Source organism: Flavobacterium sp., from assembly GCF_035195345.1.
Lineage (GTDB): Bacteria > Bacteroidota > Bacteroidia > Flavobacteriales > Flavobacteriaceae > Flavobacterium.
In genome coordinates this window covers 1849645-1871976 of sequence record NZ_CP136574.1, presented here as the reverse complement: position 1 = coordinate 1871976, position 22332 = coordinate 1849645, and the positions used below count along the sequence as shown (strand labels likewise).

Sequence of the window (22332 nt, the reverse complement as noted above, 5' to 3'; positions counted from 1 at the left end):
CAAGATTGTAAAACCCTGCTAATTAAATTAAAAAATTACTCACTCAGGATTTCTCTTGATGAGGAACTTTAAATACGAAAGTAAGCCTGCCCAATTTTTCATCATTACAAATGTCGTAAAAAATAATTAAAACCAAAAACCAACTGAAAACCAAGTGTAATGATCTCTTGTTTCAGGCGACCATGAATGCTTAATTTCTACTGGTCCAATTACTGTTTCCATCCCATATCCAAAGGAATATCCTGAATAATTTGGATTAGCGAACCACGTCTCTAATGTATCAAAAATATTATTTCCAATATTGGCAAAATTAGCAATAAAATTAAAATGATGTTTCTTATAAAACTCATAATCTGCTGTAAGTGATAATTTTAAATAACTTTCTCCTGTTAGACTTAAATAATCATATCCAAAAAAAGGCTTAATATTATTCACTTGTTGAAAACCATATCCTCCTAAAATAAAATCAAAATAAGGAATACTACGTTCTCCAATAGAAAATCCGCCTTCCGATTGAAATTTAAACGTTATATTCTTAAAAATAGGTTGTGCAAAAGCAAAATCGGCTTTTGCAATGGAAAATCGTTCAAAACTATTATTATAATCAGAAGAATAAACATAAGAACGCAGCTCTGAATTAAAGTTCCAGCCTGATTTTGGAAAGTACTTTTTATCAAACGAGTCGTATTTTATAAAACCAAAAAGTGATAAATAATTACTGCTTTCAAAAACTGAATTTCCATTCTGTAATGTTTCTGAACGTAATCTTAAATATTTGAATTCTAAACCGCTACCAATAGAGAATTTTTGAGCAAAAATAGTTTGCAAATAGGCTTGATTACTTAAATCAAAAAAATCAACATTTATCGTGCTGATATCTGGATCAATTGCTAAATCTCTTGTTATATTACTGGTTATATTACGATTAAACGTTGTTAATTTTGAATTAAAACCAAAACTCCAGTAAAATCCATTATCAATATAATAATCAAAATTATAGCGAATGTTATCTCCTAAAATCAAATCTAAAGAAGCTACATCATTCTTAACTAAGAATTTTTTCTTTGTGTAATTCAACAAAATTCCACTTTTAAACAAATCATCATAATGCAATCCAAACTTTAAAAAGGTATTGTTTTCATTTTCCTTTAATTGCAATATTAAATTTTGACCATCTTGCGCTTTTTCAAAATAATAATTTATGGCACTAAAGTTTTGTGTCGCATTTAAATTGGATATTCCTTTTTGTAGTTGTGAATTGGATATTTTAATACTCCTTTTAAATTTTAATTTACCCAAGATATAAGCTCTAGTAAAATTATCAAGTTTATTAAAATCAACCTCTTTAATATAAATAGAATCTTGAACTACAATTTCATTTCGATTCTCTGATGTTAAATTTCTGTAAGGCGCTAGTTCTTTAACAAACTCTAATGCTTTTTCTTTCCCTTTTTCAATTATTTCATTACCTTTTTCAAAATCTACAACTGAATAACCTTTGATATCTGGTTTTATATAAATATTAGTGGCTTTTTGTTTTCCTTCCATTTTTTCAATCATGGAAAAATTATTAATTTGTGCTAAAAGTGATGTTACACCTTTTAACTCATTTCTTGTTTTTAAACCATCTTGAACATCTACTCCAATTACAATATCTACTCCTTTTGCTAATAATTCTTCTATAGGGTAATTATCTATTACGCCGCCATCAATTAGCAATCTACCGTTAATTTCTACTGGACTATAGAGTGTTGGAAGAGCGCCACTTGCGACCATGCATTGGGCTAATATTCCTTTGTCGAGAACCATTTTTTCTCCAGTTTCTGCATCTGTAGCTATACATAAAAATGGAATTGGTAATTGATTAAAATCCCTTACATTACTCACATGTTGTGTTAATAATGAAATTAAATTAAAATTATAAAGTCCCTTTGATAATCCAGAAGGCAATCCTAATTTAAATTTATTAAATGGTAATGTTAAAGCATAAATTTCATCATTTCTTTTTTCATAAAATGATTTAGCTTCGCGCGGAGTATAATCTTGTAATAGGGCGTCTACATCAATATTTGAAAAAATTGAGTCCAATTGATTTGCGTTATATCCAGAGGCATACAAACCCCCAACAATTGCACCCATGCTGGTTCCAGCAATATAATCTATTTTAATGTTTAGCGAATCAATAACTTTAAGCACCCCAATATGAGCCAAACCTTTTGCACCACCACCACTTAATACTAAGCCAACTTTTGGGCGCTTATTTTGTGTATTATTGTCTTGTCCCAAGCTAATTTGAGTAAAAATTAGAAGACTTACCAACAAGAGTAGTTTTTTCATCACTTCTTTAAGATTGAATTGTCTTGTAAAAGTCGGAAATTTTTTTGGCTTTTGAAAGACCTACAACCTCAGAAATTGCTTTTTCATCAGCTGCTTGCAATCTTTTAACACTTTTGAAATGTTTCATTAAAGTAATCATAGTTTTTTCACCAATTCCAGGAATACTTTCTAAACTATTGGCTAATGCTGATTTACTTCTTTTATCGCGATGATGTGTAATTCCAAATCGATGCGCTTCGTTTCGTAAAAACTGAATTACTTTTAAAGTTTCCGATTTTTTATCCAAATATAAAGGAACTGAATCACCAGGATAAAACAATTCTTCCAAACGCTTAGCAATTCCGATTATCGCAATTTTTCCTCGCAATCCTAAATCATCAATGCTTTTTAATGCGGATGATAATTGTCCTTTTCCACCGTCAATAATAATTAATTGTGGGAGCGGCTGATTTTCATCTAACATACGTTTATATCTTCGGTACACCACTTCTTCCATAGATGCGAAATCATTAGGCCCTTCAACTGTTTTGATATTGAAATGACGATAATCTTTCTTACTTGGTTTTCCATCTTTAAATACCACACAAGCCGAAACAGGATTCGTTCCTTGAATATTCGAATTATCAAAACATTCAATATGTCTTGGCTCTACTGATAAACGTAAATCTTTTTGCATTTGTGCCATGATACGATTCGTGTGTCGCTCAGGGTCAACAATTTGAATTTGCTTTAATTGATCTAAGCGATAATATTTGGCATTACGTTCGGATAATTCTAAAATTTGCTTTTTATCTCCTAATTGTGGAACTGTTACTTTGATATTTTCGCCCAAATCAATAGCAAAAGGAACCACTATTTCTCTAGAATTCAAATGAAAACGTTCGCGCAATTCTACTACCGCTAATTCTAACAATTCTTCGTTTGTTTCGTCTAGTTTTTTCTTTAGTTCTAACGTATGCGAACGAACAATTGCTCCATGCGAAATTTGCAAAAAGTTCACATATGCCATCGTTTCATCGGAAATAATGGAAAACACATCTAAATTGGATATTTTCGGATTCAAAATAGTGGAACGCGATTGATAATTTTCTAAAACTTCGATTTTTTCTTTGATTTTTTGCGCTTCTTCAAATTGCATTTCCATCGCCAAATCGGTCATCAATTTCTTGAAATCTTTCAAACTCTCTTTGAAATTTCCCTTTAAAATTTGACGGATTTTCTCCACTTGGTTTTGGTAGTTTTCTAACGATTCATAACCTTCGCAAGGACCTTTGCAATTGCCAATATGATATTCCAAACACACTTTAAATTTCCCTGAATCGATATTGGGTTTAGACAAATCGTAAGTACAAGTTCGCAATGGATATAATTCTTTGATTAAATCTAAAATCGTATGAACGGTTTTAAAACTTGTGTATGGTCCAAAATATTCTGAACCATCTTTAATCATTTTTCGGGTAGAGAATATTCTAGAAAATCGTTCATTTTTGATGCAAATCCAAGGATACGTTTTATCATCGCGAAGCAAGACATTATATCGTGGTTGTAGCTTTTTAATCAGATTATTTTCCAACAATAACGCATCGGTTTCCGTTGGAACAACAATATGTTTAATTGTAACTATTTTCTTTACTAAAACCGAAGTTTTATAATTATCGTGATTCTTGGTGAAATACGATTGAACGCGTTTTTTTAAGTTTTTTGCTTTTCCAACATATAGAATTTTTCCATCTTTATCATAATACTGATACACACCTGGATTATCAGGCAAAGTTTGGATTTGAAGTTCTAATGGTGTTTGCATTTTTTTTAGAAAAGAGTAAAGAACAAAGATAATAGAATTGTTTTAATTGGCACGCGGATAGGGCGGATGCTTTACAAATCTGATTTGAGTTTTTTTACACAGAGATTCACGGAACTTTTTTTGATTTTGATGCTGTTGAAAAGAGATACACAGAGACGTTTTACTTTTAAACTTTTCATTTCTTCAATTTATATTCCAATAAAAAATTGATTTTTTAACTTGAACTTGCCCTTCTTCTTGAACTTTTCGTATTTTTAACACCTAAGAATCAACCAAATGACAGCCTCAAAACCCTTAACCATTCTTAAAGAAACCATTTTAGCAGGTGAAAGCAAAACCATTAATATGGAAATTGCTAAGTTGCACACCATGAATAAATTGAAAATTCCCATTATTGTAGAACGTTCAAAACTTGATGGTCCAACGGTTTTATTCACTGCCTGTTTGCATGGCGACGAAATCAACGGAACCGAAATTGTGCGTCAGTTAATCATTCAAAAAATAAATAAGCCGAAACGGGGAACCGTTATTTGTATTCCCATCATCAATATTTTCGGATTCATTAATAAGACCCGGGAATTTCCTGATGGTCGCGATTTAAATCGTGTGTTTCCAGGTAGTAAAACAGGTTCACTAGCCAGTCGATTTGCCTTTTATATTTTAAAAGAAATTATGCCGCATGTAGATTACGCCATCGATTTTCATGCTGGTGGTGCGAGTCGATTTAATGCCCCTCAAATTAGAATTGTTCCAGAAAACTCAGAATTAAAAGAACTTTCCGATGTCTTTAACGCTCCTTTTACCTTGTATTCGAAGAATATTTCGGGTACGTTTCGAAATTCTTGCGATAAATTGGACGTAAAAATGTTACTTTTTGAAGGCGGAAAATCATTAGACTTAAATGATAACGTTACACAAGAAGCTTTGGAAGGAACCAAACGCTTTTTAGATCATTTAGGCATGCTAAATCCAAGAAAAAAAGTTACAATTCCAACCCACAAAACCATATATATTGAAAAATCGAGTTGGGTTAGAGCCAAATATTCAGGTATGTTTCATGGAACAGCAATTATTGGCAGTTTTGTTAAAAAAGGCGATTTATTAGCCACTATTTCTGACCCCTATGGAAAAGTTGAACATAAAGTCAAAGCGCCGCATGAAGGATATATTATTAATGTAAATGATGCGCCAATTATTTATCAAGGGGATGCAGTTTTTCATATTTCTACCCATTTGGAATTGAAAAGCTAACAATTATCATGTTTTATTGATTTGGCTTACTGTATTTTCGTGAAAATTTTTAGACATGAATTTTTGGAAAAAACTTACACACGAAGAAAGAAAGGTAAGAATTGATAAAGCCTTACACGATAATGTTAACTTCTCAAAAGATGCTTCATTAGGCTATCCTGCTTCTAAGTTAGATAGTCGTGTTTTTTATGATGATGCGCCATTTTTAAAAGACGCACCAACACTTCAAACCTATGTAGCAAATCCAAATAACATTGGATGTCACACTTTTGGCACTTCCGAAAAAGCGTTTTATGGCACTCAAGAAATTGAACGCGAAGTATTAAATGTAATTGCCGTTGATATTTTTAAAGCTAAAGAAAATGAGTTTGATGGTTACATTGCTCCAGGTGGAACCGAAGCGAATATTCAAGCTATTTGGGTTTTTAGAAATGAATTCCTACATAATTTTGATGCAAAATTAGACGAAATTGCCATTTTAGCTTCGGAAGACACGCATTATTCAATTCCAAAGGCTTCGAATTTATTGCAAATTGATTGGTTAAAAATTCCGGTTGGATTTGAAAATCGCGAAATAGATGTGAATGCATTGGATAACATCATTTCAGAAGCAAAAAATAAAGGCAAAAAATATTTCATCGCTGTTTCTAATATGGGAACTACCATGTTTGGTTCCGTTGATAATCCTGATGATTATACTTCGATTTTAGAAAAACACAACGTTACTTATCGCTTACATATTGATGGTGCTTATGGCGGATTTGTGTATCCGTTTAGCAATCAAAAAACAAATATCAACTTTAGCAATCCAAAAATTAGTTCGATTACGATTGATGCGCACAAAATGTTGCAAGCGCCTTATGGAACAGGTATTTTTGTTTGCCGAAAAGGATTAATCGAAAACGTACTTACCAAAGAAGCCGAATACGTAGAAGGAATGGATTTAACCCTTTGCGGAAGTCGTTCTGGTGCGAATGCGGTGGCAGTTTGGATGATTTTATTTACCTATGGTGCTTTTGGCTGGTTTGAAAAAGTAAGTATTTTACAAATGCGTACTCAATTTTTATGTCACGAATTAGACCTATTGAATATCCAATATTTCCGCGAACCTTTTATGAATATCGTAACCATTCATTCGGAATCCATTCCAGAAAAAATTGCTGAAAAGTATGATTTGGTACCTCAACAACACAATGAAAACAACAAATGGTATAAAATTGTGGTGATGGATCACGTAGAAATAGAACATTTAACTACTTTTATAGACGAATTAAAAGCGTCTGTAAATGGATAAAAAGGCATTAAGAAGTAAGTACAAAGTATTAAGACAATCGTTAACTGAAGAAGAAATCGAAGACAAAAGTTTGGCGATTGCGAACCAATTGTTGCGAATGGATGCTGAGCCTAGCGGCAGGCTGGTTTGGGACAAATTGTATTATCATTTGTTTTTAACGATTGAAGAGCAAAAAGAAATCAATACCGAATATATACTGCAAATTTTAGCGGGAAAAGATAAAGAAATCGTCATTTCGAAGTGCGACTTTGCCACTTTAGGAATGACGCCTTTTTTATTAACCGATAATACCAAAATCAAAAAAAACAGTTACAACGTACCAGAACCGGTTGATGGTTTAGAAGTTCCTGATGCAAAAATTGATGTGGTTTTTGTGCCTCTTTTAGCTTACGACAAGCACGGAAATCGTGTTGGTTACGGAAAAGGTTTTTACGATAACTTTCTAAGTAAATGCAAGCCTGAAACGATTAAAATTGGGTTGTCGTTCTTTCCTCCAGAAGATAAAATTGACGATGTTTCAGAAAATGATGTAAATTTGGATTTTTGTGTGACACCTGAGGGGATTATTTCTTTCTAAAACTCGTAATCAATTCAATTACTCCATAAATAATAATGTGAGTTACCACAAAAATCCCGCCATAAAATAAAACCGCTAAAGAATTTCCACCTTTAAAATTATCTTCATCTAAAAAAATGTAAAACATATATAAAAAATAGACCATAAAAATGGTCAAATTCACTTTATATATAGTTCTTTTAGTAAAAATTAAACCCAAAAGAAAATAAGCAAATACCGAAAAATACACAAAGTATAAAAGTGTAAATTCAGAATCTGTCGGAAACATTATTCTTGAGTTTGAATAGTTTCTTCCTCTTTATCCGTATGAGCAAAAGCTCTTTTGTTGAAAACGATTAAAATCCCAACACCAGTAGAAATTGCAACATCGGCTACATTGAAAATAGCGTTGAAGAAAGTAAAGTGTTTGCCGCCCCAAATTGGCAACCAAGAAGGTAAGTTTCCTTCCCACATTGGAAAATAGAACATATCTACCACTTCTCCATGGAACCAAGTACCGTAAGGTTGGTCAGCAAAAGCAGTTGCTACTTGATGGTAACTATCGTTAAAAATTACGCCGTAAAAAACTGAATCGATAATATTTCCTAATGCGCCTGTAAAAATCAAAGCAATAGCTACTATTAAGTAATTTGACGCATTTTTTCTTACTGAATCCCACAACCACCAAGCGATTCCACCTACGGCTACGATACGGAATAAAGTTAAGATTAGTTTTCCGTAATCTCCGGGGATTTCAGCACCCCAAGCCATGCCTTCGTTCTCTATAAAATGAATTTGAAACCATTCTAAACCCATTACTTTTATGGATTCTCCAATAAAAAAATGCGTTTTAATGTAGATTTTAGAAATCTGATCAATTAATAAAATAGCAAGGATTAAAATATAGGCTTTCTTTAACGACATGTTCATTTTTTTTGCAAAAGTAGTAGTTTTTATCAAATAAAAAACGCCCCAAACGGAGCGTTAGTAAAATTTTGTAAAAAGATTAACGTTGCAAGTTTTTCGCTTCGATACTCATAGTTGCATGAGGGACGATTTTTAATCTTTCTTTATTGATTAATTTGCCTGTAACTTTACACAAACCATAGGTTTTGTTTTCAATACGAATTAAGGCATTTTTTAAATCTCTAATAAACTTTTCTTGACGAATAGCTAGTTGTGAATTGGCTTCTTTACTCATTGTTTCACTGCCTTCTTCAAATGCTTTAAACGTTGGTGATGTATCATCAGTTCCGTTATTTAAATCATTCATATAGGCACTCTTAATAAGCTCTAAATCACCTTTAGCTTTTTCTAATTTCGCTTGAATTAATGCTTTGAATTCAGCCAAATCAGCGTCTGAAAATCTAATTTGCTCCTCTATCATAATTTCAATATTTTTATAGTTATACTTTAAATAAAAGCTTTTGGCTTTTATTTTGAAATTAATATACTTGTTTTTATATCATCAAACTCAATTTCCGTACCATTTTCAAGGGTATCCACAAAAATTAACGATTCGGTTAAGGTTTCTGACTTAATATACGATTCGTTTGCTAAAACAGCTTCTTCTACTTGCGTATTTTTTTCCATTTTAACAGTAATCTTATCTGTTACTTCAAAACCTGAGTCTTTTCTGATATTTTGAATTCTGTTAATCAATTCTCTCGCAATACCTTCTTTTCTTAATTCGTCGGAAATCGTAATATCTAATGCTACCGTAATTCCGTTTGAATTGGCTACTAACCAACCTTCAATATCTTGCGAAGAAATCTCAACATCTTCTAGTGATAAAGTTATACTTTTTCCTGAAATATCCATAACTAATTCACCTTGACGCTCTAATGTTGCAATTTCATCTTGTCCAAAACCTTGTATCTCTTTGGAAATCAATCCCATATACTTTCCAAAACGAGGTCCTAATGTTTTAAAATTAGGCTTAATTTGCTTCACTAAAACACCCGAAGCATCGTCTAATAATTCAATTTCTTTCACGTTTACCTCTGCCATAATTAAGTCAGAAACTGCCTCAATTTCAGCACGCTGATTCTCATCAAGTACTGGAATCATTACCTTTTGCAACGGTTGACGCACTTTAATCATTTCCTTCTTACGCAGCGATAAAACCAACGAAGAAACCGTTTGTGCTTTTAACATTTTGCTCTCTAACGACTTATCAACAAAGTTTTCAACCGAAACTGGAAACTGCGCCAAATGTACACTGTCATAATTTTCTGAGGATGTTGCTAACGTTAAATCTCTGTATAGTTTATCCATGAAAAACGGTGCAATTGGTGCTCCAAGTTTAGAAATTGTCAACAGACAAGTGTAAAGCGTTTGATAAGCCGCAATTTTATCTTGTGCATATTCACCTTTCCAAAATCTTCTTCTACACAAACGAACATACCAATTACTTAGGTTTTCCTGAACGAAATCAGAAATTGCTCTTGCTGCTTTTGTTGGTTCGTAATCTGCATAGGCTTCATCCACAACTTGAATTAAAGTATGTAATTCAGATAAAATCCAACGATCAATTTCCGGTCTTTCTTCTAATGGAACTTCCGCTTCATCATAAGTAAATCCATCAATATTAGCATATAACGAAAAGAACGAATACGTATTATATAACGTTCCAAAGAATTTTCTACGAACCTCAGCAACACCTTCGATATCAAATTTTAAGTTATCCCAAGGATTAGCATTCGAAATCATGTACCAACGTGTAGCATCTGGACCATATTCAGCCAAAGTAGTGAATGGATCCACGGCATTTCCTAAACGTTTCGACATTTTCTGTCCGTTTTTGTCTAAAACTAATCCATTTGAAACTACGTTTTTGTAGGCAATTTTATCGAAAACTAATGTTCCAATCGCATGTAATGTATAGAACCAACCACGTGTTTGATCTACTCCTTCCGCAATAAAATCAGCTTGGAAAGCTTTGTTTTCGTCGATTAATTCTTTGTTTTCGAATGGATAATGCCATTGTGCATAAGGCATCGCACCTGAATCGAACCAAACGTCAATTAAATCGGTTTCGCGTTTCATTGGTTTTCCAGATGGAGAAACTAAAACAATTCCGTCTACTACATTTTTATGTAAATCCACTAAATCGTAGTTGGCTTCGCTCATGTCGCCAATTTTGAATCCTTTGTACGGATTTTCTGTTTGGAAACCAGCCGCGATTGATTTTTCGATTTCGTTATACAATTCTTCAACTGAACCAACCAACATTTCTTCGGTTCCATCTTCACTTCTCCAAATTGGCAAAGGAATTCCCCAATATCTTGAACGTGATAAATTCCAATCGTTAGCATTTTTCAACCAATTCCCGAAACGACCTTCGCCTGTAGCTTTTGGTTTCCAGTTGATGGTTTCGTTCAAATCGAACATTCTATCTTTGATTTCGGTTACCTTAATGAACCAAGAATCTAATGGATAATATAAAATTGGTTTATCTGTTCTCCAACAATGTGGATAACTGTGTACGTATTTTTCGACTTTGAAAGCCTTATTTTCTTCTTTTAATTGAATAGCAATTTCTACATCAGCTGAACGTTCTGGTGCTTCACCATCGTTGTAATATTCGTTTTTAACGTATTTACCTGAAAAATCCCCTAAACCTTGGATAAATCTACCTTGTAAATCTACCAATGGCACTGGATTTCCGTTTTCATCTAAAACCAACATTGGTGGCACTTCTGGCGTTGCTTCTTTAGCAACTTTAGCGTCATCTGCTCCAAAAGTTGGAGCGGTGTGTACAATTCCAGTTCCATCTTCCGTTGTAACGAAATCTCCTGAAATTACTCTAAAAGCATTTTCTGGATTTTGATAAGGTAATGCTAATGGTAGTAATTGTTCATAACGAATTCCTACTAAATCAGAGCCTTTAAATTCAGATAAAACTCTATATGGAAATTTAGATTTTATCTCTTTATTGAAATTAATTGCTTCAATAACACCATCAATTTCTTTTTGAGACATTATGTCTTTTAAGACTTGAATGTTAACAGATTCAGCATCAATTTTTTTTGGTATACTTAAAAAATCGAACAAATCATTGCTTTCAAAACACTTTCCTCCAAATTGTTTTCCAACTAAATTTTTAGCTAAAATTACATTTACTGGTTCAAAAGTATATTGGTTATAAGTTTGAACTAAAACATAATCAATTTTTGGACCAACTGTCAATGCTGTATTTGATGGCAACGTCCAAGGAGTGGTCGTCCAAGCTAAGAAATGAATCGTTCCAAATCCTTGTAAAAAGCTTGGTAAGGTTTCGTCTTTTGCTTTGAATTGCGCTACAATCGTTGTATCCGTAACATCACGATATGAACCTGGCTGATTAACTTCATGCGAAGACAAACCCGTTCCTGCTTTTGGAGAATAGGGCTGAATTGTGTAGCCCTTGTATAGTAAATCCTTGTTGTAAATTTGTTTTAGCAACCACCAAACGGTTTCCATGTATTTGGATTTGTACGTCACATACGGATCTTCCATATCTACCCAATACCCCATTTTTTCAGTCAAGTCGTTCCATACGTCAGTGTAACGCATAACGGTTCTTTTACATGCTTCGTTGTATTCGGTAACTGAAATGGTTTTTCCGATGTCTTCTTTGGTGATGCCTAATTCTTTTTCGGTACCTAATTCTACTGGTAAACCGTGCGTATCCCAGCCTGCTTTTCGCTTAACTTGGTAGCCTTTTTGAGTTTTATAACGACAAAAAATATCTTTAATCGCACGCGCCATTACGTGGTGAATTCCAGGCAAACCATTTGCAGATGGTGGCCCTTCAAAAAACACGTAAGGTGTAGCTCCTTCTCGAGAAGTTACGGATTGTTCAAAGATGTTGTTTTTCTTCCAAAAATCAAGAACTTCTGATGCTACTGTTGGCAAGTCAAGTCCTTTGTATTCAGTAAATTTTGTACTCATTTTGTCGCTTTCTTAAATCAATTTGCGAAAGTAATGATTTAAAGGTAAAAGGCAAAAGGTAAAAGGCAAAAGTTAAGCGTTAGGAAAAAACTTCTTTTAAAACGTCTAACGATTTTGGTTTTTTGAAACCATCGAGATGTAAAGTGTAGAAATCTAGAAGGATTTTTAATAATATTTGGCGTTCAATTCCAGCAAATACTTTTTGGTCGGCATCAAATTTTAATTCTAATAGTTTTTTAAACAAATGCGTTTCGTGTTCGGTTAACGAATGTACACTTTGAAAAGGGGTGAAATAACCTTCTTTCGTGTCAAAAAAAGCGAACTCTTTTTCAGTTACATCGGGATAAAATCCTAAATATTTAGTAACTTCCATCATTAAAATGAGATGAAAATTAGCCATTTCATCGTGTGTGTCTAACCAAAGAAGCGCCGTTTCTAAAAAAGAGAATAAGTTTTGGTTTTTTTCTTCTTCTTTGATGGCGTGATGCAAAATTTCGGAAAGAAAAATTACGATAGTGCTTTTGACAACATCAGTGTTTATGGAATAATAGCTGTGAGCTAATCGGATTTCTTTAAAATGTTCGAGTGTGCCTTTATTCTTATGATTAGCTTCGATTTCAATCATGGTTAATGGCTGAAAGTACGCGATTTTTTGATTGGCTTTTTTGTTGGAATAGACGCTTTGGACAAAATAACTTTTTAAACCATCTGATTCGGTAAAGCATTTGACTATCAAGCTTTTTTCTTGAAACTTTATGGAAGAAAGAACGATGGCTTTAGTTTTGACGAGCATTATCTGACAATCATTACCTTTTTAACTGTAGAATCTAATCCGTCTTCAGAAGCTACAAAAATCATGTAAACTCCAGAAGCCACTTTGTATTTTCCAAATGCTGTGGTATCCCATTCAATTGTACCTCCAGAAGAAGTAGTTTCATATACTAAATTTCCTTCTATGTCGGTAATTTTTATATTTGCCTTATCGGTTAATCCGCTTATTTTGACCGTTCCTACAAAGTTAGGACGAACTGGATTTGGATACACATAAACATCTCCAAGACCATCACTTGGTTTGGTTGAAGTTCCTAAAAACGACACCATTCCTTTATCAGTTACAAAAAATACTTCTCCTGAAACTCCATCAATTTCAATATCTAAAATGTTATTACTTGGCAAGGGCGAATTACTTTTATCGAATCTATAAAGAGTTTGTTGTCCATTAGATGATACTAAAAACACTCCTCCATCGGCAATAGAAACCCATTTTCTATTAGCACCATCAACTGCAATATCTAAAATAGGTTGCTGATAAAATAATTCTTGTGCTAAATCTCCTTCTTGAATAATAATAGGAAAAACATCAAGTTCTGTTTCAGTAATAAAACGATCTATACTTGATAATACTCGTAAACCCGCCATAGTTCCAATCCATAATTGATTACGGTTGTCAATAGCCAAACAATTTACAACTGGAGCAGGAATATCAGCATTTTCTTGATTGATGACAATGAACTTATTGCTGTAATTTTCATTAAAAGCTACAACACCATCATTATAGGCGGCAATCCATTTGGTACTGTTTTTATCAATAGCCATAGAATTATATCTTCCCGTAGCTAAGTTTGCTGTTATTCCTGTTAAATCAAATGATTGCCATTGACCGTTAGCTCGCAACACTTTTATGCCTCTGTCAACAAGACCATTAGTAACCCATAAATTTCCTTCTTTATCAAAAGCAGGACTATTGATTCGAATATCAATATATGATGGATTTCCCGACAAAACTAATGACTCTAAACCATTTGGCCCTGTATTGGTGTTATTTAACAACTCTACCTCTTCCCCTTGAAATTTTAACATCCCTGAAAAATAAGAAGTAACAAAAACTTCATTTGGTCTTGATGGATTTATAGCAATATCCGAAAGTGATTTGGCTCCTAATAAATCTTGATACGGCAATACTTGCCAACTATTATCAGTAGTATAAGTACTTATGCCTAACTCGTCTAGAGGATACGGATTAAATTGTTGTGAATAATCGCCATGCACCATCCAAAGTTTATTTTTACCTTTTTTTACTCTAAAAGCATAATTTTGAAGGGGTCCATTTGGAGACATGGCAGTAAAAACGGCTGGGTTTGTTAAAGTGGTAGAAAACAAGCCATTCTTTTCAGTTCCAATATATATAAACTCATCCACAACGGTAGCAGCTGTAAACTTTACATTTAAATCTGGGATTTGAGTTATATGAGCCATAATGTTAAAGGATTGTCCTAAAACATAAATGTTGTTTTGCGTGGTAATAATAAGTTCATTACCATTCGTTTTTAGTTTTAACCCTATTTGATTGTGATTCAAAATTTCCTGAAACGAAGCTCCATTATAGCTGTAGGTCCTTGCATTAGTATTGGTAGCAACCAATTGATTATTAAATGTTACAATTCCAGACCAAAAGTTTGTATCAAAAGTTTGCCATTGGCTAAAATCGAACAAATTTGGGTTATTTATATTAGCTTTTCTTATGCCAAAACTTCTTGTAACAGCATAGATTTCATTATTTAAGACCGTAGTTTGTAATACTTCCGTTTCTTCTCCTGCGGTTCCAATAAAATAAGTGGTTATAAATTCTGACGTTGCTACATCAATAACAGAAATACCATAATCCGTTGCTACATATAATCGACCATTGAACTCATAAAAATCATTGATCTTCTTTTTGTTTGGCGGCACAGGAACTTCTTCAATTACATCCACTTTAGTGGTTACTGAGCCATCAGGATTTTGTATCAGAATTAATCCATTTTTATTTCCAACAAACGTTTTATTAAAACTCTCTGAATGATGAATTGTAGAAATAACATCAGGTTTTAATCCAGTAATTGAATTGTAAATATTCAAGTTAGAAGACGCAATAACTTGTGAAAAAAGTGCATTTTGAGTTGAAGCAAATACTGCATTTGATGCTGATTCAACGTCAACAATTTCATTATATGAAAAATAACCTTTCCACATCTGATTACTCTGTTGCCCTATAGAGAATTGAGTAACAAATAATATATATATGAGTGTTTTTATCTTCATTACGAGAATTTAATACAAATATACTACAAACGCATTAATTTTAGTTTTTGATATAATCAGATAATAAAAAAGCTCTTTTAGTAAACCAAAAGAGCTTTTAAATTATAAAAAATGCTTTTTACACAACTCCTTGTGCTAACATCGCATCTGCAACTTTAACAAAACCAGCAATATTGGCTCCTTTAACATAGTTAACATAACCATCTTCTTCAGTTCCGTATTTTTTACATTGACTGTGAATTCCAGTCATAATGTCTTTTAATCGAGCATCTACTTCTTCACTCGTCCAATTTAAACGAATAGAGTTTTGTGTCATTTCTAAACCAGATGCTGCAACACCTCCAGCATTAGCTGCTTTTCCAGGGGCGAATAATACTTTTGCATCTAAAAATTGTTTAATAGCGTCTAAAGTACATGGCATGTTAGCTGCTTCTGTAACACATAAAACACCATTTGCAATTAATTTCATTGCATCTGCTTCAGTTAATTCATTTTGAGTCGCACATGGTATTGCGATATCTACCTTAGCTTCCCATGGACTTTTTCCTTTATGGAAAACAGCACTTGGGAATTTATCTGCATAACTTTCCGCTCTGTTATTTCCGCTTGCTCTCATTTCTAACATGAAATCGATTTTTTCACCAGAAATTCCATCCGCATCATAAATATATCCATCAGGACCAGAAATTGTAACTAATTTTCCGCCTAATTCATTCACTTTTAAAGCTACACCCCAAGCTACATTTCCAAAACCAGAAATAGCTACCGTTTTACCTTCAATAGTTTGTCCAACTGTTTTTAACATTTGTTGTGTAAAATAAACAACTCCGTAACCTGTAGCTTCTGGACGAATCAACGAACCCCCGTAAGCCAATCCTTTACCTGTTAAAACACCTGTAAATTCGTTTCTAATTCTTTTATATTGACCAAACATGTAACCAATTTCTCTAGCACCAACGCCAATATCTCCAGCAGGAACGTCTAAATCTGGACCAATATGACGACATAATTCTGTCATAAATGATTGGCAAAAACGCATAACTTCAGCGTCTGATTTTCCCTGTGGATCAAAATCAGAACCTCCTTTACCACCTCCCATTGGAAGCGTTGTTAAACTATTTTTAAATACTTGTTCAAAAGCTAAAAACTTAAGCACCGATAAATTTACCGTTTGGTGGAAGCGAATACCTCCTTTATAAGGTCCAATTGCAGAATTCATTTGAATACGAAATCCTCTATTAACTTGAATTTCGCCTTGATCATCTACCCAAGGCACTCTAAAAATAACTGAACGCTCTGGCTCAGCCATTCTTAACAATACATTTTTTCCATCATACTTTTTTTCATTGGCAATAAAAGGCATTACGGTTTCAGCAAATTCTCTTACTGCTTGTAAAAATTCAGGCTCATTTGGATTTTTGGCTTCAATTAGAGCCATAAAATCATTGATTTTTTGTTCCATTATTCTATAAAACTTGTAAATAAACTAATTCAATAAATATGTTATTTTTCTTAAATTATAATTTTCTAAAATTTAAGTCGACAAATATACATTATAAAAGTTACTTGTTATATTTTTAATAAAAAATTATAATTTTTGTTATAAAAAAATTAAAAGGCTTTAATAAAAGTGCCTTTTGTTTTTATATATTTGTCCTATAATGGAAAATTTTTAGTAATGACTAAAAAAAATAAATATCTCTTGATATTGCTTTTTGGAGTAAACTTGTCCGTGAATGCACAATTTGGTTTCTCTCACGAAGTTGGAGCATTTATTGGTGAAGTTGCTTTGCAATCTGATTTTGGAGTAAGGCATGATTTTGAAACAAATGCAGGCAATACAGGAATAGGAATTGGATTAGTACACTACATGAATTTTGCTTATCGAGCAAAATGTAACTGTTATGCCCCAAAAACCTATTTTAACGACCATTTCAAAGTTCGTTCTGAATTATCTTACAATAGTACAAAATTGAAACATTTTGGAAAATGGGTAAACAAAAATTCTTCTACTGCTGCTCAATTAAGAGCTATGAAAGGTGAAGCTAAAGTAACTGATATTGGAATGCAATTAGAATATTTTCCTTTTAGTATTAGAGAATTTACGGCAAGTAAAGGTCGCTGGGCTCCTTTTATTGCTTTAGGAGCTCATTATTCTTTTTTCCAAAACGGAACATATTCAGAGCTTGGTCCTATGGACACTCCTATATCAACTCCTGTAAAATATTATGGAGCATGGTCAAAAGAAGGAGGAAGTACTTGGTCGGTAGTATCGAGTATTGGAACACGATATAAATTAACAGAATTATCGGATTTATTTGCAGAAGTAAGATGGCAATACTATTATTCTGACTGGGTTGATGGTTTAAACCCTGATCCAAAAATTTATACCGAAAACAAAGCTAATGACTGGAACTTATGGTTTCATGTAGGCTATATTTATTATTTAAATTAATAGTATATTGCAACATAAAAAAATCCCAATTCTCACGAATCGGGATTTTTATTTATAACTATTTCCATTACTTGAAAGCTTGTTCCAAATCGGCTAACAAATCTTCGATATCTTCAACTCCAACACTCAAACGAACTAAATCATCTGAAATGCCAACTTCTTTTCTTTTGTCTTCAGGAATTGAAGCATGTGTCATCAAAGCTGGATGATTTGCTAACGATTCTACGCCACCTAATGATTCTGCTAAAGTGAATACTTTTAAATTTTCTAAGAATTTAATCGCATCTTCTTTTTTACCAGATTTAAAAGTAAACGTTACCATTCCTCCAAAACCACTCATTTGCTTTTTAGCAATTTCATGAAATGGATGCGATGTTAATCCAGGATAAAAAACTCTTTCTACTAAAGGATGATTATCTAAATATGCAGCTACTTTTTCTCCATTTTCACAATGACGTTGTACACGTAAATGCAATGTTTTGATTCCTCTTAAAACCAAGAAAGAATCCATTGGTCCTAAGGTAGCTCCTGTTGCGAATTGTTTAAAATGTAATTCTTCGCCTAACGCTTTATCTTTAATAATTAAAGCTCCCGCAATTACATCTGAGTGACCTCCTAAATATTTTGTCGCCGAATGCATTACAATATCAGCACCTAAATCCAATGGTTTTTGTAAATAGGGAGTTGCGAAAGTATTATCAACTGCAAACAGAATATTATGCTTTTTAGTGATTTGAGCAATCGCAGCAATATCTGCTAATTTCATTAATGGATTTGTTGGTGTTTCTACCCAAACCAATTTTGTGTTTTCATTGATTAATGATTGGAATTTCTCCAAATCATTCATATCCACAAAATGAAATTTGATACCGCTGTCTTTGTATAATCTTGTAAATAATCTGTATGTTCCACCGTATAAATCGTCCATTGCAATGATTTCGTCACCTGCTTTGAACATACGTAACAAACAATCGGTTGCTGCTAAACCAGAAGAAAAAGCCAAACCTCTTGCTCCGTTTTCGATACTTGCTAAAGCATCTTCTAAAGCGGTTCTTGTTGGGTTTGCTGCTCTACTGTATTCGTAATCGCCGACTGGTTTTCCAGGACTTGATTGCACATAAGTCGATGTTTGAAATACCGGTGGCATTACCGCTCCCGTTACTTTTTCATGATGTTGTCCACCATGTATCGTTTTGGTATTAAATTTCATTTGTATTAATTTTTTACAAAGGTAATAAGATTAAAGGAATTTTTTGATTTGCAACATAATTCCCAAATGAATTCCTTCATGATAATTGTTAAACTCCATCGCTTCTTTCCAAGTTCCTAAATGAAATCCTGTTTTCGTTTGATACGGATTAAATTCTTTGAAAACGCCTGATTCAAAATCGGATTTGGTTTTTTCTACCATTTCTGAAAGCAATTTTTTAATTTCATCTACTTCAGCTTGCGTAGTTTTTCCATCTGGACGCGAACCATTTTGGTATTTCTCAAAAAGGGAATCCGAAATATGCATTGGCAATCCTGATAACGCGTATACCAATTTTTGCTGTGAAACAATAGCATGTGCAATGTTCCAAATCAAATTGTTACTCATGCCTGCCGGAATGGTATTGAGTTGTTCTAACGAATAGTTGTCTAAAAAATTTTGATACAATCCTCGGCTGGTTTGCCAAATTCTAAAAGTTGCTTCCATTATTTATTTTTTTATAAAATTACTGATTTTTAGAATTCAAAAGACTGTATTTTTGTGGCTGAAATTGAAAAACATCAAAATGAATAAAATATATTACTTGGCTTCGTGCGATACGTGCCGAAAAATCATCAAATCGTTACCTAATTCTGATAAATTGACCTTTATTGACATTCGTCAAAATCCAATTTCAGAAAGCGATTTGGAAGAAATGTACCAACTTTCGGGAAGTTACGAAGCGCTTTTTAGCAAAAAAGCGCAATTGTATAAATCGTTAGGTTTAAAAGATAAAAATCTAACTGAAGCCGATTTTAAAAAATATCTTTTAGAACATTACACGTTTTTGAGTCGTCCTGTTATTCTTTTTAATAATGAAATTTTTATCGGGAACACGCAACCCAATGTCCTTAAATTAACGAAAGCTCTTCAAAGTGTCTAAAAGAAGTTGGGCTTTATTTGCCGCTACCTTAGTTTCCATCATTTACGGCGTAACCTTTACGATTGCTAAAGATGTTATGCCTAAATACGTTGATGCTTTCGGATTTATTGTCATGCGTGTTGGTGGTTCGGTGATTTTATTTTGGTTGATATCCTTTTTCGGACCCAAAGAAAAAATCGCCAAAGAAGATTTTCCTCGCATTGTTGCTGCTGCGTTTTTCGGAGTAGCTTTCAATATGCTAACTTTTTTCAAAGGATTGAGTTATACTTCGCCTATTATGGGAGCCGTATTAATGGTAACCACACCTATGATTGTACTCGTTTTATCAGCATTCATCATGAAAGAACGGATGGAAAATCGAAAAATTTTAGGAATCATTCTAGGCTTAGCTGTTACCGTAACTTTAATTTTGTACGGAAAATCATTAGTCAATGCCAGGAATGCGAGTTTAGGCAATTTATTGGTTTTTGTTAACGCTGTTTCCTATGCATTTTACCTCATCATCGTAAAGAAATTAATGGATAAATACAATGCTTTTACCTTCGTAAAATGGATTTATACTTTTGGCTTTTTGATGGTATTACCTTTTGGTTGGGGCGAATTTCATGCGATAGATTTTGCTAATTTACCAATCGATATTATCTGGAAAATTGGTTTTGTTGTGATATTTTCAACGTTCTTAACGTATTTGCTAAATTTAATTTCAATGCGAGAACTAAAACCCACAACCGTAGCGGTTTTTATCTATTTACAACCTCTTTTTGCTACCATTTTCGCAGTAAGTTTAGGAAAAGACGATTTGAGTTTGGTAAAATTAATTTCGGCGGTGTTGATATTTATTGGGGTTTATTTAGTAACCCAGAAAAAGTAGGCAGTCTCAGTTGACAGTCTCAGTATAGGACTGAAAACTGAGACTGTGACTGAAAACTTTTTCATATCTTTGAAGACATTTTTATAACAATATGATACAATCCATGACGGGTTTTGGGAAAGCTTCTTTGCAATTACCAACCAAAAAAATTACAGTAGAAATCAAATCGCTAAACAGTAAAGGTTTAGACTTAAATACACGTATGCCTTCTGTTTTTCGTGAAATGGAATTGGGTATACGCAATCAAATTTCGCAACGTTTAGAGCGTGGAAAAGTTGATTTTTCACTTTATGTGGAAGTTACTGGCGAAGAAACGACTTCAAAAATCAATGTGCCAATTATAAAAGGGTACATCAACCAGATGAAAGCCGTGATTCCAAATGCAGATGAAACGGAATTAATGAAAATGGCTGTTCGCATGCCCGATGCTTTAAAAACAGAGCGCGACGAAATTGATGAAAACGAATGGAAACAAATCCAAACTGTAATTAATGAAGCGTTAGAAAACATCGCTAATTTTAGAAAAGACGAAGGTGCTTCTTTGGAAAAAGAATTCCAATTGCGCATTTCAAACATCAATAACTTAATGAACGAAGCGGTTTCTTACGATGCTGAACGCGTTGAAACCGTAAAAACTCGTTTAAGAACTGCTTTAGACGAATTAAAAGTGAATGTTGATGAAAATCGTTTCGAACAAGAATTAATTTTTTATTTAGAAAAATACGACATTACCGAAGAAAAAGTGCGTTTGGGCAACCATTTGAACTATTTCTTAGAAACCTTAAACGGAACAGAAGCAAACGGAAGAAAATTAGGTTTCATCACGCAAGAAATGGGAAGAGAAATCAATACCATGGGATCCAAATCCAACCATACCGAAATGCAAAAATTGGTGGTAATGATGAAAGATGAATTGGAAAAGATTAAAGAGCAAGTATTAAACGTTTTATAGTTTAAGCCCCACAGATTAGAAGAATTTTCACGGATTAAAATCGTTATAATCCTATAATCCGTGGCAAAAATAACAACACAATGACTAAAGGAAAATTATTAGTATTCTCTGCACCATCAGGTTCAGGAAAAACCACTATAGTAAGACATTTATTAGCACAACCCGATTTGAATTTAGAATTTTCAATTTCGTGTACAACGCGCCAACCACGTGGCGAAGAAGTACATGGAAAAGATTATTATTTTATCTCTTGGGACGAATTCAAAAAGCATATTAAAGCAGAAGATTTTGTGGAATGGGAAGAAGTATATACCGATAATTTCTACGGCACTTTAAAAGCCGAAGTAGAACGTATCTGGTCGTTAGGAAAACACGTAATTTTTGATATTGACGTTGCGGGTGGTTTACGTATAAAAAGCAAATTTCCAAACGAAACATTAGCTGTTTTTGTAAAACCACCAAGCGTTGACGAATTAAAACGTCGTCTAAAACAACGTTCTACAGAAAGCGAAGACAAAATTAACATGCGTATCGCAAAAGCATCAGTAGAATTAGCAACCGCTCCACAATTTGACACCATCATCAAAAATTATGATTTAGATGTGGCCAAAGAAGATGCGTATCAATTGGTAAAAGATTTTATTAATAAATAAACCGTAGAGTA

At 33.3% G+C, this 22332-nt stretch carries 19 protein-coding genes; 8 read left to right on the top strand and 11 right to left on the bottom strand.

Annotation, left to right across the window (positions count from 1 at the left end):
- Positions 1-126: 126 nt before the first annotated feature.
- Together RSE15_RS09050 and uvrC are read right to left on the bottom strand one after the other, a co-directional pair.
- Positions 127-2337 carry a patatin-like phospholipase family protein gene (locus tag RSE15_RS09050; RefSeq protein WP_324067723.1) on the bottom strand — a complete coding sequence of 737 codons (2211 nt, stop codon included), beginning with the start codon at positions 2335-2337 and terminating at the stop codon, positions 127-129.
- A 7-nt stretch (positions 2338-2344) separates the two neighbouring features.
- Positions 2345-4141, bottom strand: a complete 1797-nt coding sequence (gene uvrC / locus RSE15_RS09045; RefSeq protein ID WP_324067721.1) for an excinuclease ABC subunit UvrC — start codon at positions 4139-4141, stop codon at positions 2345-2347.
- A gap of 276 nt (positions 4142-4417) precedes the next feature.
- Between uvrC and RSE15_RS09040 the strand changes: the two genes are divergently transcribed.
- From RSE15_RS09040 to RSE15_RS09030, 3 genes are read left to right on the top strand one after another with little or no spacing between them, the layout of a single operon-like run.
- Positions 4418-5392 carry a succinylglutamate desuccinylase/aspartoacylase family protein gene (locus RSE15_RS09040; RefSeq protein WP_324067719.1) on the top strand — a complete coding sequence of 325 codons (975 nt, stop codon included), beginning with the start codon at positions 4418-4420 and terminating at the stop codon, positions 5390-5392.
- A gap of 55 nt (positions 5393-5447) precedes the next feature.
- A complete protein-coding gene (locus tag RSE15_RS09035; protein ID WP_324067716.1) occupies positions 5448-6686 on the top strand; it encodes an aminotransferase class I/II-fold pyridoxal phosphate-dependent enzyme in 1239 nt (412 codons plus the stop codon).
- The gene (locus tag RSE15_RS09030) at positions 6679-7263 is read left to right on the top strand and encodes a 5-formyltetrahydrofolate cyclo-ligase (protein WP_324067714.1); all 585 of its coding nucleotides are present in this window, start codon (positions 6679-6681) and stop codon (positions 7261-7263) included. The genes RSE15_RS09035 and RSE15_RS09030 overlap by 8 nt, the downstream gene beginning before the upstream one ends.
- On the opposite strand, the gene RSE15_RS09025 is transcribed toward RSE15_RS09030, so the two are convergent.
- The 7 genes from RSE15_RS09025 to gdhA all read right to left on the bottom strand — a co-directional run bounded on the left by RSE15_RS09025 (position 7250) and on the right by gdhA (position 16720).
- The gene (locus RSE15_RS09025) at positions 7250-7531 is read right to left on the bottom strand and encodes a hypothetical protein (RefSeq protein ID WP_324067711.1); all 282 of its coding nucleotides are present in this window, start codon (positions 7529-7531) and stop codon (positions 7250-7252) included. The two genes, RSE15_RS09030 and RSE15_RS09025, sit on opposite strands and share 14 nt — an antisense overlap.
- Positions 7531-8166, bottom strand: a complete 636-nt coding sequence (locus RSE15_RS09020; protein ID WP_324067709.1) for a lipoprotein signal peptidase — start codon at positions 8164-8166, stop codon at positions 7531-7533. Before RSE15_RS09020 ends, RSE15_RS09025 begins: the two co-directional genes overlap by 1 nt.
- Before the next feature lie 82 nt (positions 8167-8248).
- Positions 8249-8629, bottom strand: a complete 381-nt coding sequence (locus RSE15_RS09015; protein ID WP_324067707.1) for a TraR/DksA family transcriptional regulator — start codon at positions 8627-8629, stop codon at positions 8249-8251.
- Positions 8630-8676: 47 nt separating this feature from the next.
- Positions 8677-12177, bottom strand: coding sequence for an isoleucine--tRNA ligase (ileS, locus tag RSE15_RS09010; protein ID WP_324067705.1), 3501 nt, complete (start codon positions 12175-12177; stop codon positions 8677-8679).
- 79 nt (positions 12178-12256) lie between these two features.
- The gene (gene recO / locus RSE15_RS09005) at positions 12257-12970 is read right to left on the bottom strand and encodes a DNA repair protein RecO (RefSeq protein ID WP_324067703.1); all 714 of its coding nucleotides are present in this window, start codon (positions 12968-12970) and stop codon (positions 12257-12259) included.
- The gene (locus RSE15_RS09000) at positions 12970-15258 is read right to left on the bottom strand and encodes a type IX secretion system anionic LPS delivery protein PorZ (RefSeq protein WP_324067701.1); all 2289 of its coding nucleotides are present in this window, start codon (positions 15256-15258) and stop codon (positions 12970-12972) included. The genes recO and RSE15_RS09000 overlap by 1 nt, the downstream gene beginning before the upstream one ends.
- Before the next feature lie 118 nt (positions 15259-15376).
- Positions 15377-16720 (bottom strand): NADP-specific glutamate dehydrogenase, encoded by a 1344-nt coding sequence (gdhA, locus tag RSE15_RS08995; protein WP_324067699.1) that lies wholly within the window; start codon positions 16718-16720, stop codon positions 15377-15379.
- A gap of 216 nt (positions 16721-16936) precedes the next feature.
- Between gdhA and RSE15_RS08990 the strand changes: the two genes are divergently transcribed.
- Positions 16937-17713: a THC0290_0291 family protein gene (locus RSE15_RS08990; RefSeq protein ID WP_324067697.1), complete on the top strand. Its 777-nt coding sequence runs from the start codon at positions 16937-16939 to the stop codon at positions 17711-17713.
- Positions 17714-17780: 67 nt separating this feature from the next.
- On the opposite strand, the gene RSE15_RS08985 is transcribed toward RSE15_RS08990, so the two are convergent.
- Both RSE15_RS08985 and RSE15_RS08980 read right to left on the bottom strand, forming a co-directional pair.
- Positions 17781-18923 carry a cystathionine gamma-synthase gene (locus tag RSE15_RS08985; protein WP_324067695.1) on the bottom strand — a complete coding sequence of 381 codons (1143 nt, stop codon included), beginning with the start codon at positions 18921-18923 and terminating at the stop codon, positions 17781-17783.
- Positions 18924-18953: 30 nt separating this feature from the next.
- Entirely contained in the window at positions 18954-19409 is a 456-nt protein-coding gene (locus tag RSE15_RS08980; RefSeq protein ID WP_324067693.1) for a DinB family protein, read from the bottom strand.
- Positions 19410-19488: 79 nt separating this feature from the next.
- Between RSE15_RS08980 and RSE15_RS08975 the strand changes: the two genes are divergently transcribed.
- The 4 genes from RSE15_RS08975 to gmk all read left to right on the top strand — a co-directional run bounded on the left by RSE15_RS08975 (position 19489) and on the right by gmk (position 22321).
- Positions 19489-19845: an arsenate reductase family protein gene (locus tag RSE15_RS08975; RefSeq protein ID WP_324067691.1), complete on the top strand. Its 357-nt coding sequence runs from the start codon at positions 19489-19491 to the stop codon at positions 19843-19845.
- Positions 19838-20716 carry a DMT family transporter gene (locus tag RSE15_RS08970; protein WP_324067689.1) on the top strand — a complete coding sequence of 293 codons (879 nt, stop codon included), beginning with the start codon at positions 19838-19840 and terminating at the stop codon, positions 20714-20716. The genes RSE15_RS08975 and RSE15_RS08970 overlap by 8 nt, the downstream gene beginning before the upstream one ends.
- 91 nt (positions 20717-20807) lie before the next feature.
- Positions 20808-21668, top strand: coding sequence for a YicC/YloC family endoribonuclease (locus RSE15_RS08965; protein ID WP_324067687.1), 861 nt, complete (start codon positions 20808-20810; stop codon positions 21666-21668).
- An 80-nt stretch (positions 21669-21748) separates the two neighbouring features.
- Positions 21749-22321 (top strand): guanylate kinase, encoded by a 573-nt coding sequence (gene gmk / locus RSE15_RS08960; RefSeq protein WP_324067685.1) that lies wholly within the window; start codon positions 21749-21751, stop codon positions 22319-22321.
- The last annotated feature ends 11 nt before the right edge of the window (positions 22322-22332 follow it).

Coding starts and splice junctions, on each gene's coding strand:
- ileS (WP_324067705.1), bottom strand. CDS start 12,177: ATGAGTACAAAATTTACTGAATACAAAGGACTTGACTTGCCAACAGTA.
- RSE15_RS09040 (WP_324067719.1), top strand. CDS start 4,418: ATGACAGCCTCAAAACCCTTAACCATTCTTAAAGAAACCATTTTAGCA.
- RSE15_RS09000 (WP_324067701.1), bottom strand. CDS start 15,258: ATGAAGATAAAAACACTCATATATATATTATTTGTTACTCAATTCTCT.
- RSE15_RS08990 (WP_324067697.1), top strand. CDS start 16,937: ATGACTAAAAAAAATAAATATCTCTTGATATTGCTTTTTGGAGTAAAC.
- uvrC (WP_324067721.1), bottom strand. CDS start 4,141: ATGCAAACACCATTAGAACTTCAAATCCAAACTTTGCCTGATAATCCA.
- RSE15_RS09025 (WP_324067711.1), bottom strand. CDS start 7,531: ATGTTTCCGACAGATTCTGAATTTACACTTTTATACTTTGTGTATTTT.
- RSE15_RS08980 (WP_324067693.1), bottom strand. CDS start 19,409: ATGGAAGCAACTTTTAGAATTTGGCAAACCAGCCGAGGATTGTATCAA.
- RSE15_RS09030 (WP_324067714.1), top strand. CDS start 6,679: ATGGATAAAAAGGCATTAAGAAGTAAGTACAAAGTATTAAGACAATCG.
- RSE15_RS08965 (WP_324067687.1), top strand. CDS start 20,808: ATGATACAATCCATGACGGGTTTTGGGAAAGCTTCTTTGCAATTACCA.
- recO (WP_324067703.1), bottom strand. CDS start 12,970: ATGCTCGTCAAAACTAAAGCCATCGTTCTTTCTTCCATAAAGTTTCAA.
- RSE15_RS08975 (WP_324067691.1), top strand. CDS start 19,489: ATGAATAAAATATATTACTTGGCTTCGTGCGATACGTGCCGAAAAATC.
- RSE15_RS09035 (WP_324067716.1), top strand. CDS start 5,448: ATGAATTTTTGGAAAAAACTTACACACGAAGAAAGAAAGGTAAGAATT.
- gmk (WP_324067685.1), top strand. CDS start 21,749: ATGACTAAAGGAAAATTATTAGTATTCTCTGCACCATCAGGTTCAGGA.
- RSE15_RS09015 (WP_324067707.1), bottom strand. CDS start 8,629: ATGATAGAGGAGCAAATTAGATTTTCAGACGCTGATTTGGCTGAATTC.
- RSE15_RS09020 (WP_324067709.1), bottom strand. CDS start 8,166: ATGTCGTTAAAGAAAGCCTATATTTTAATCCTTGCTATTTTATTAATT.
- gdhA (WP_324067699.1), bottom strand. CDS start 16,720: ATGGAACAAAAAATCAATGATTTTATGGCTCTAATTGAAGCCAAAAAT.
- RSE15_RS08985 (WP_324067695.1), bottom strand. CDS start 18,923: ATGAAATTTAATACCAAAACGATACATGGTGGACAACATCATGAAAAA.
- RSE15_RS09050 (WP_324067723.1), bottom strand. CDS start 2,337: ATGAAAAAACTACTCTTGTTGGTAAGTCTTCTAATTTTTACTCAAATT.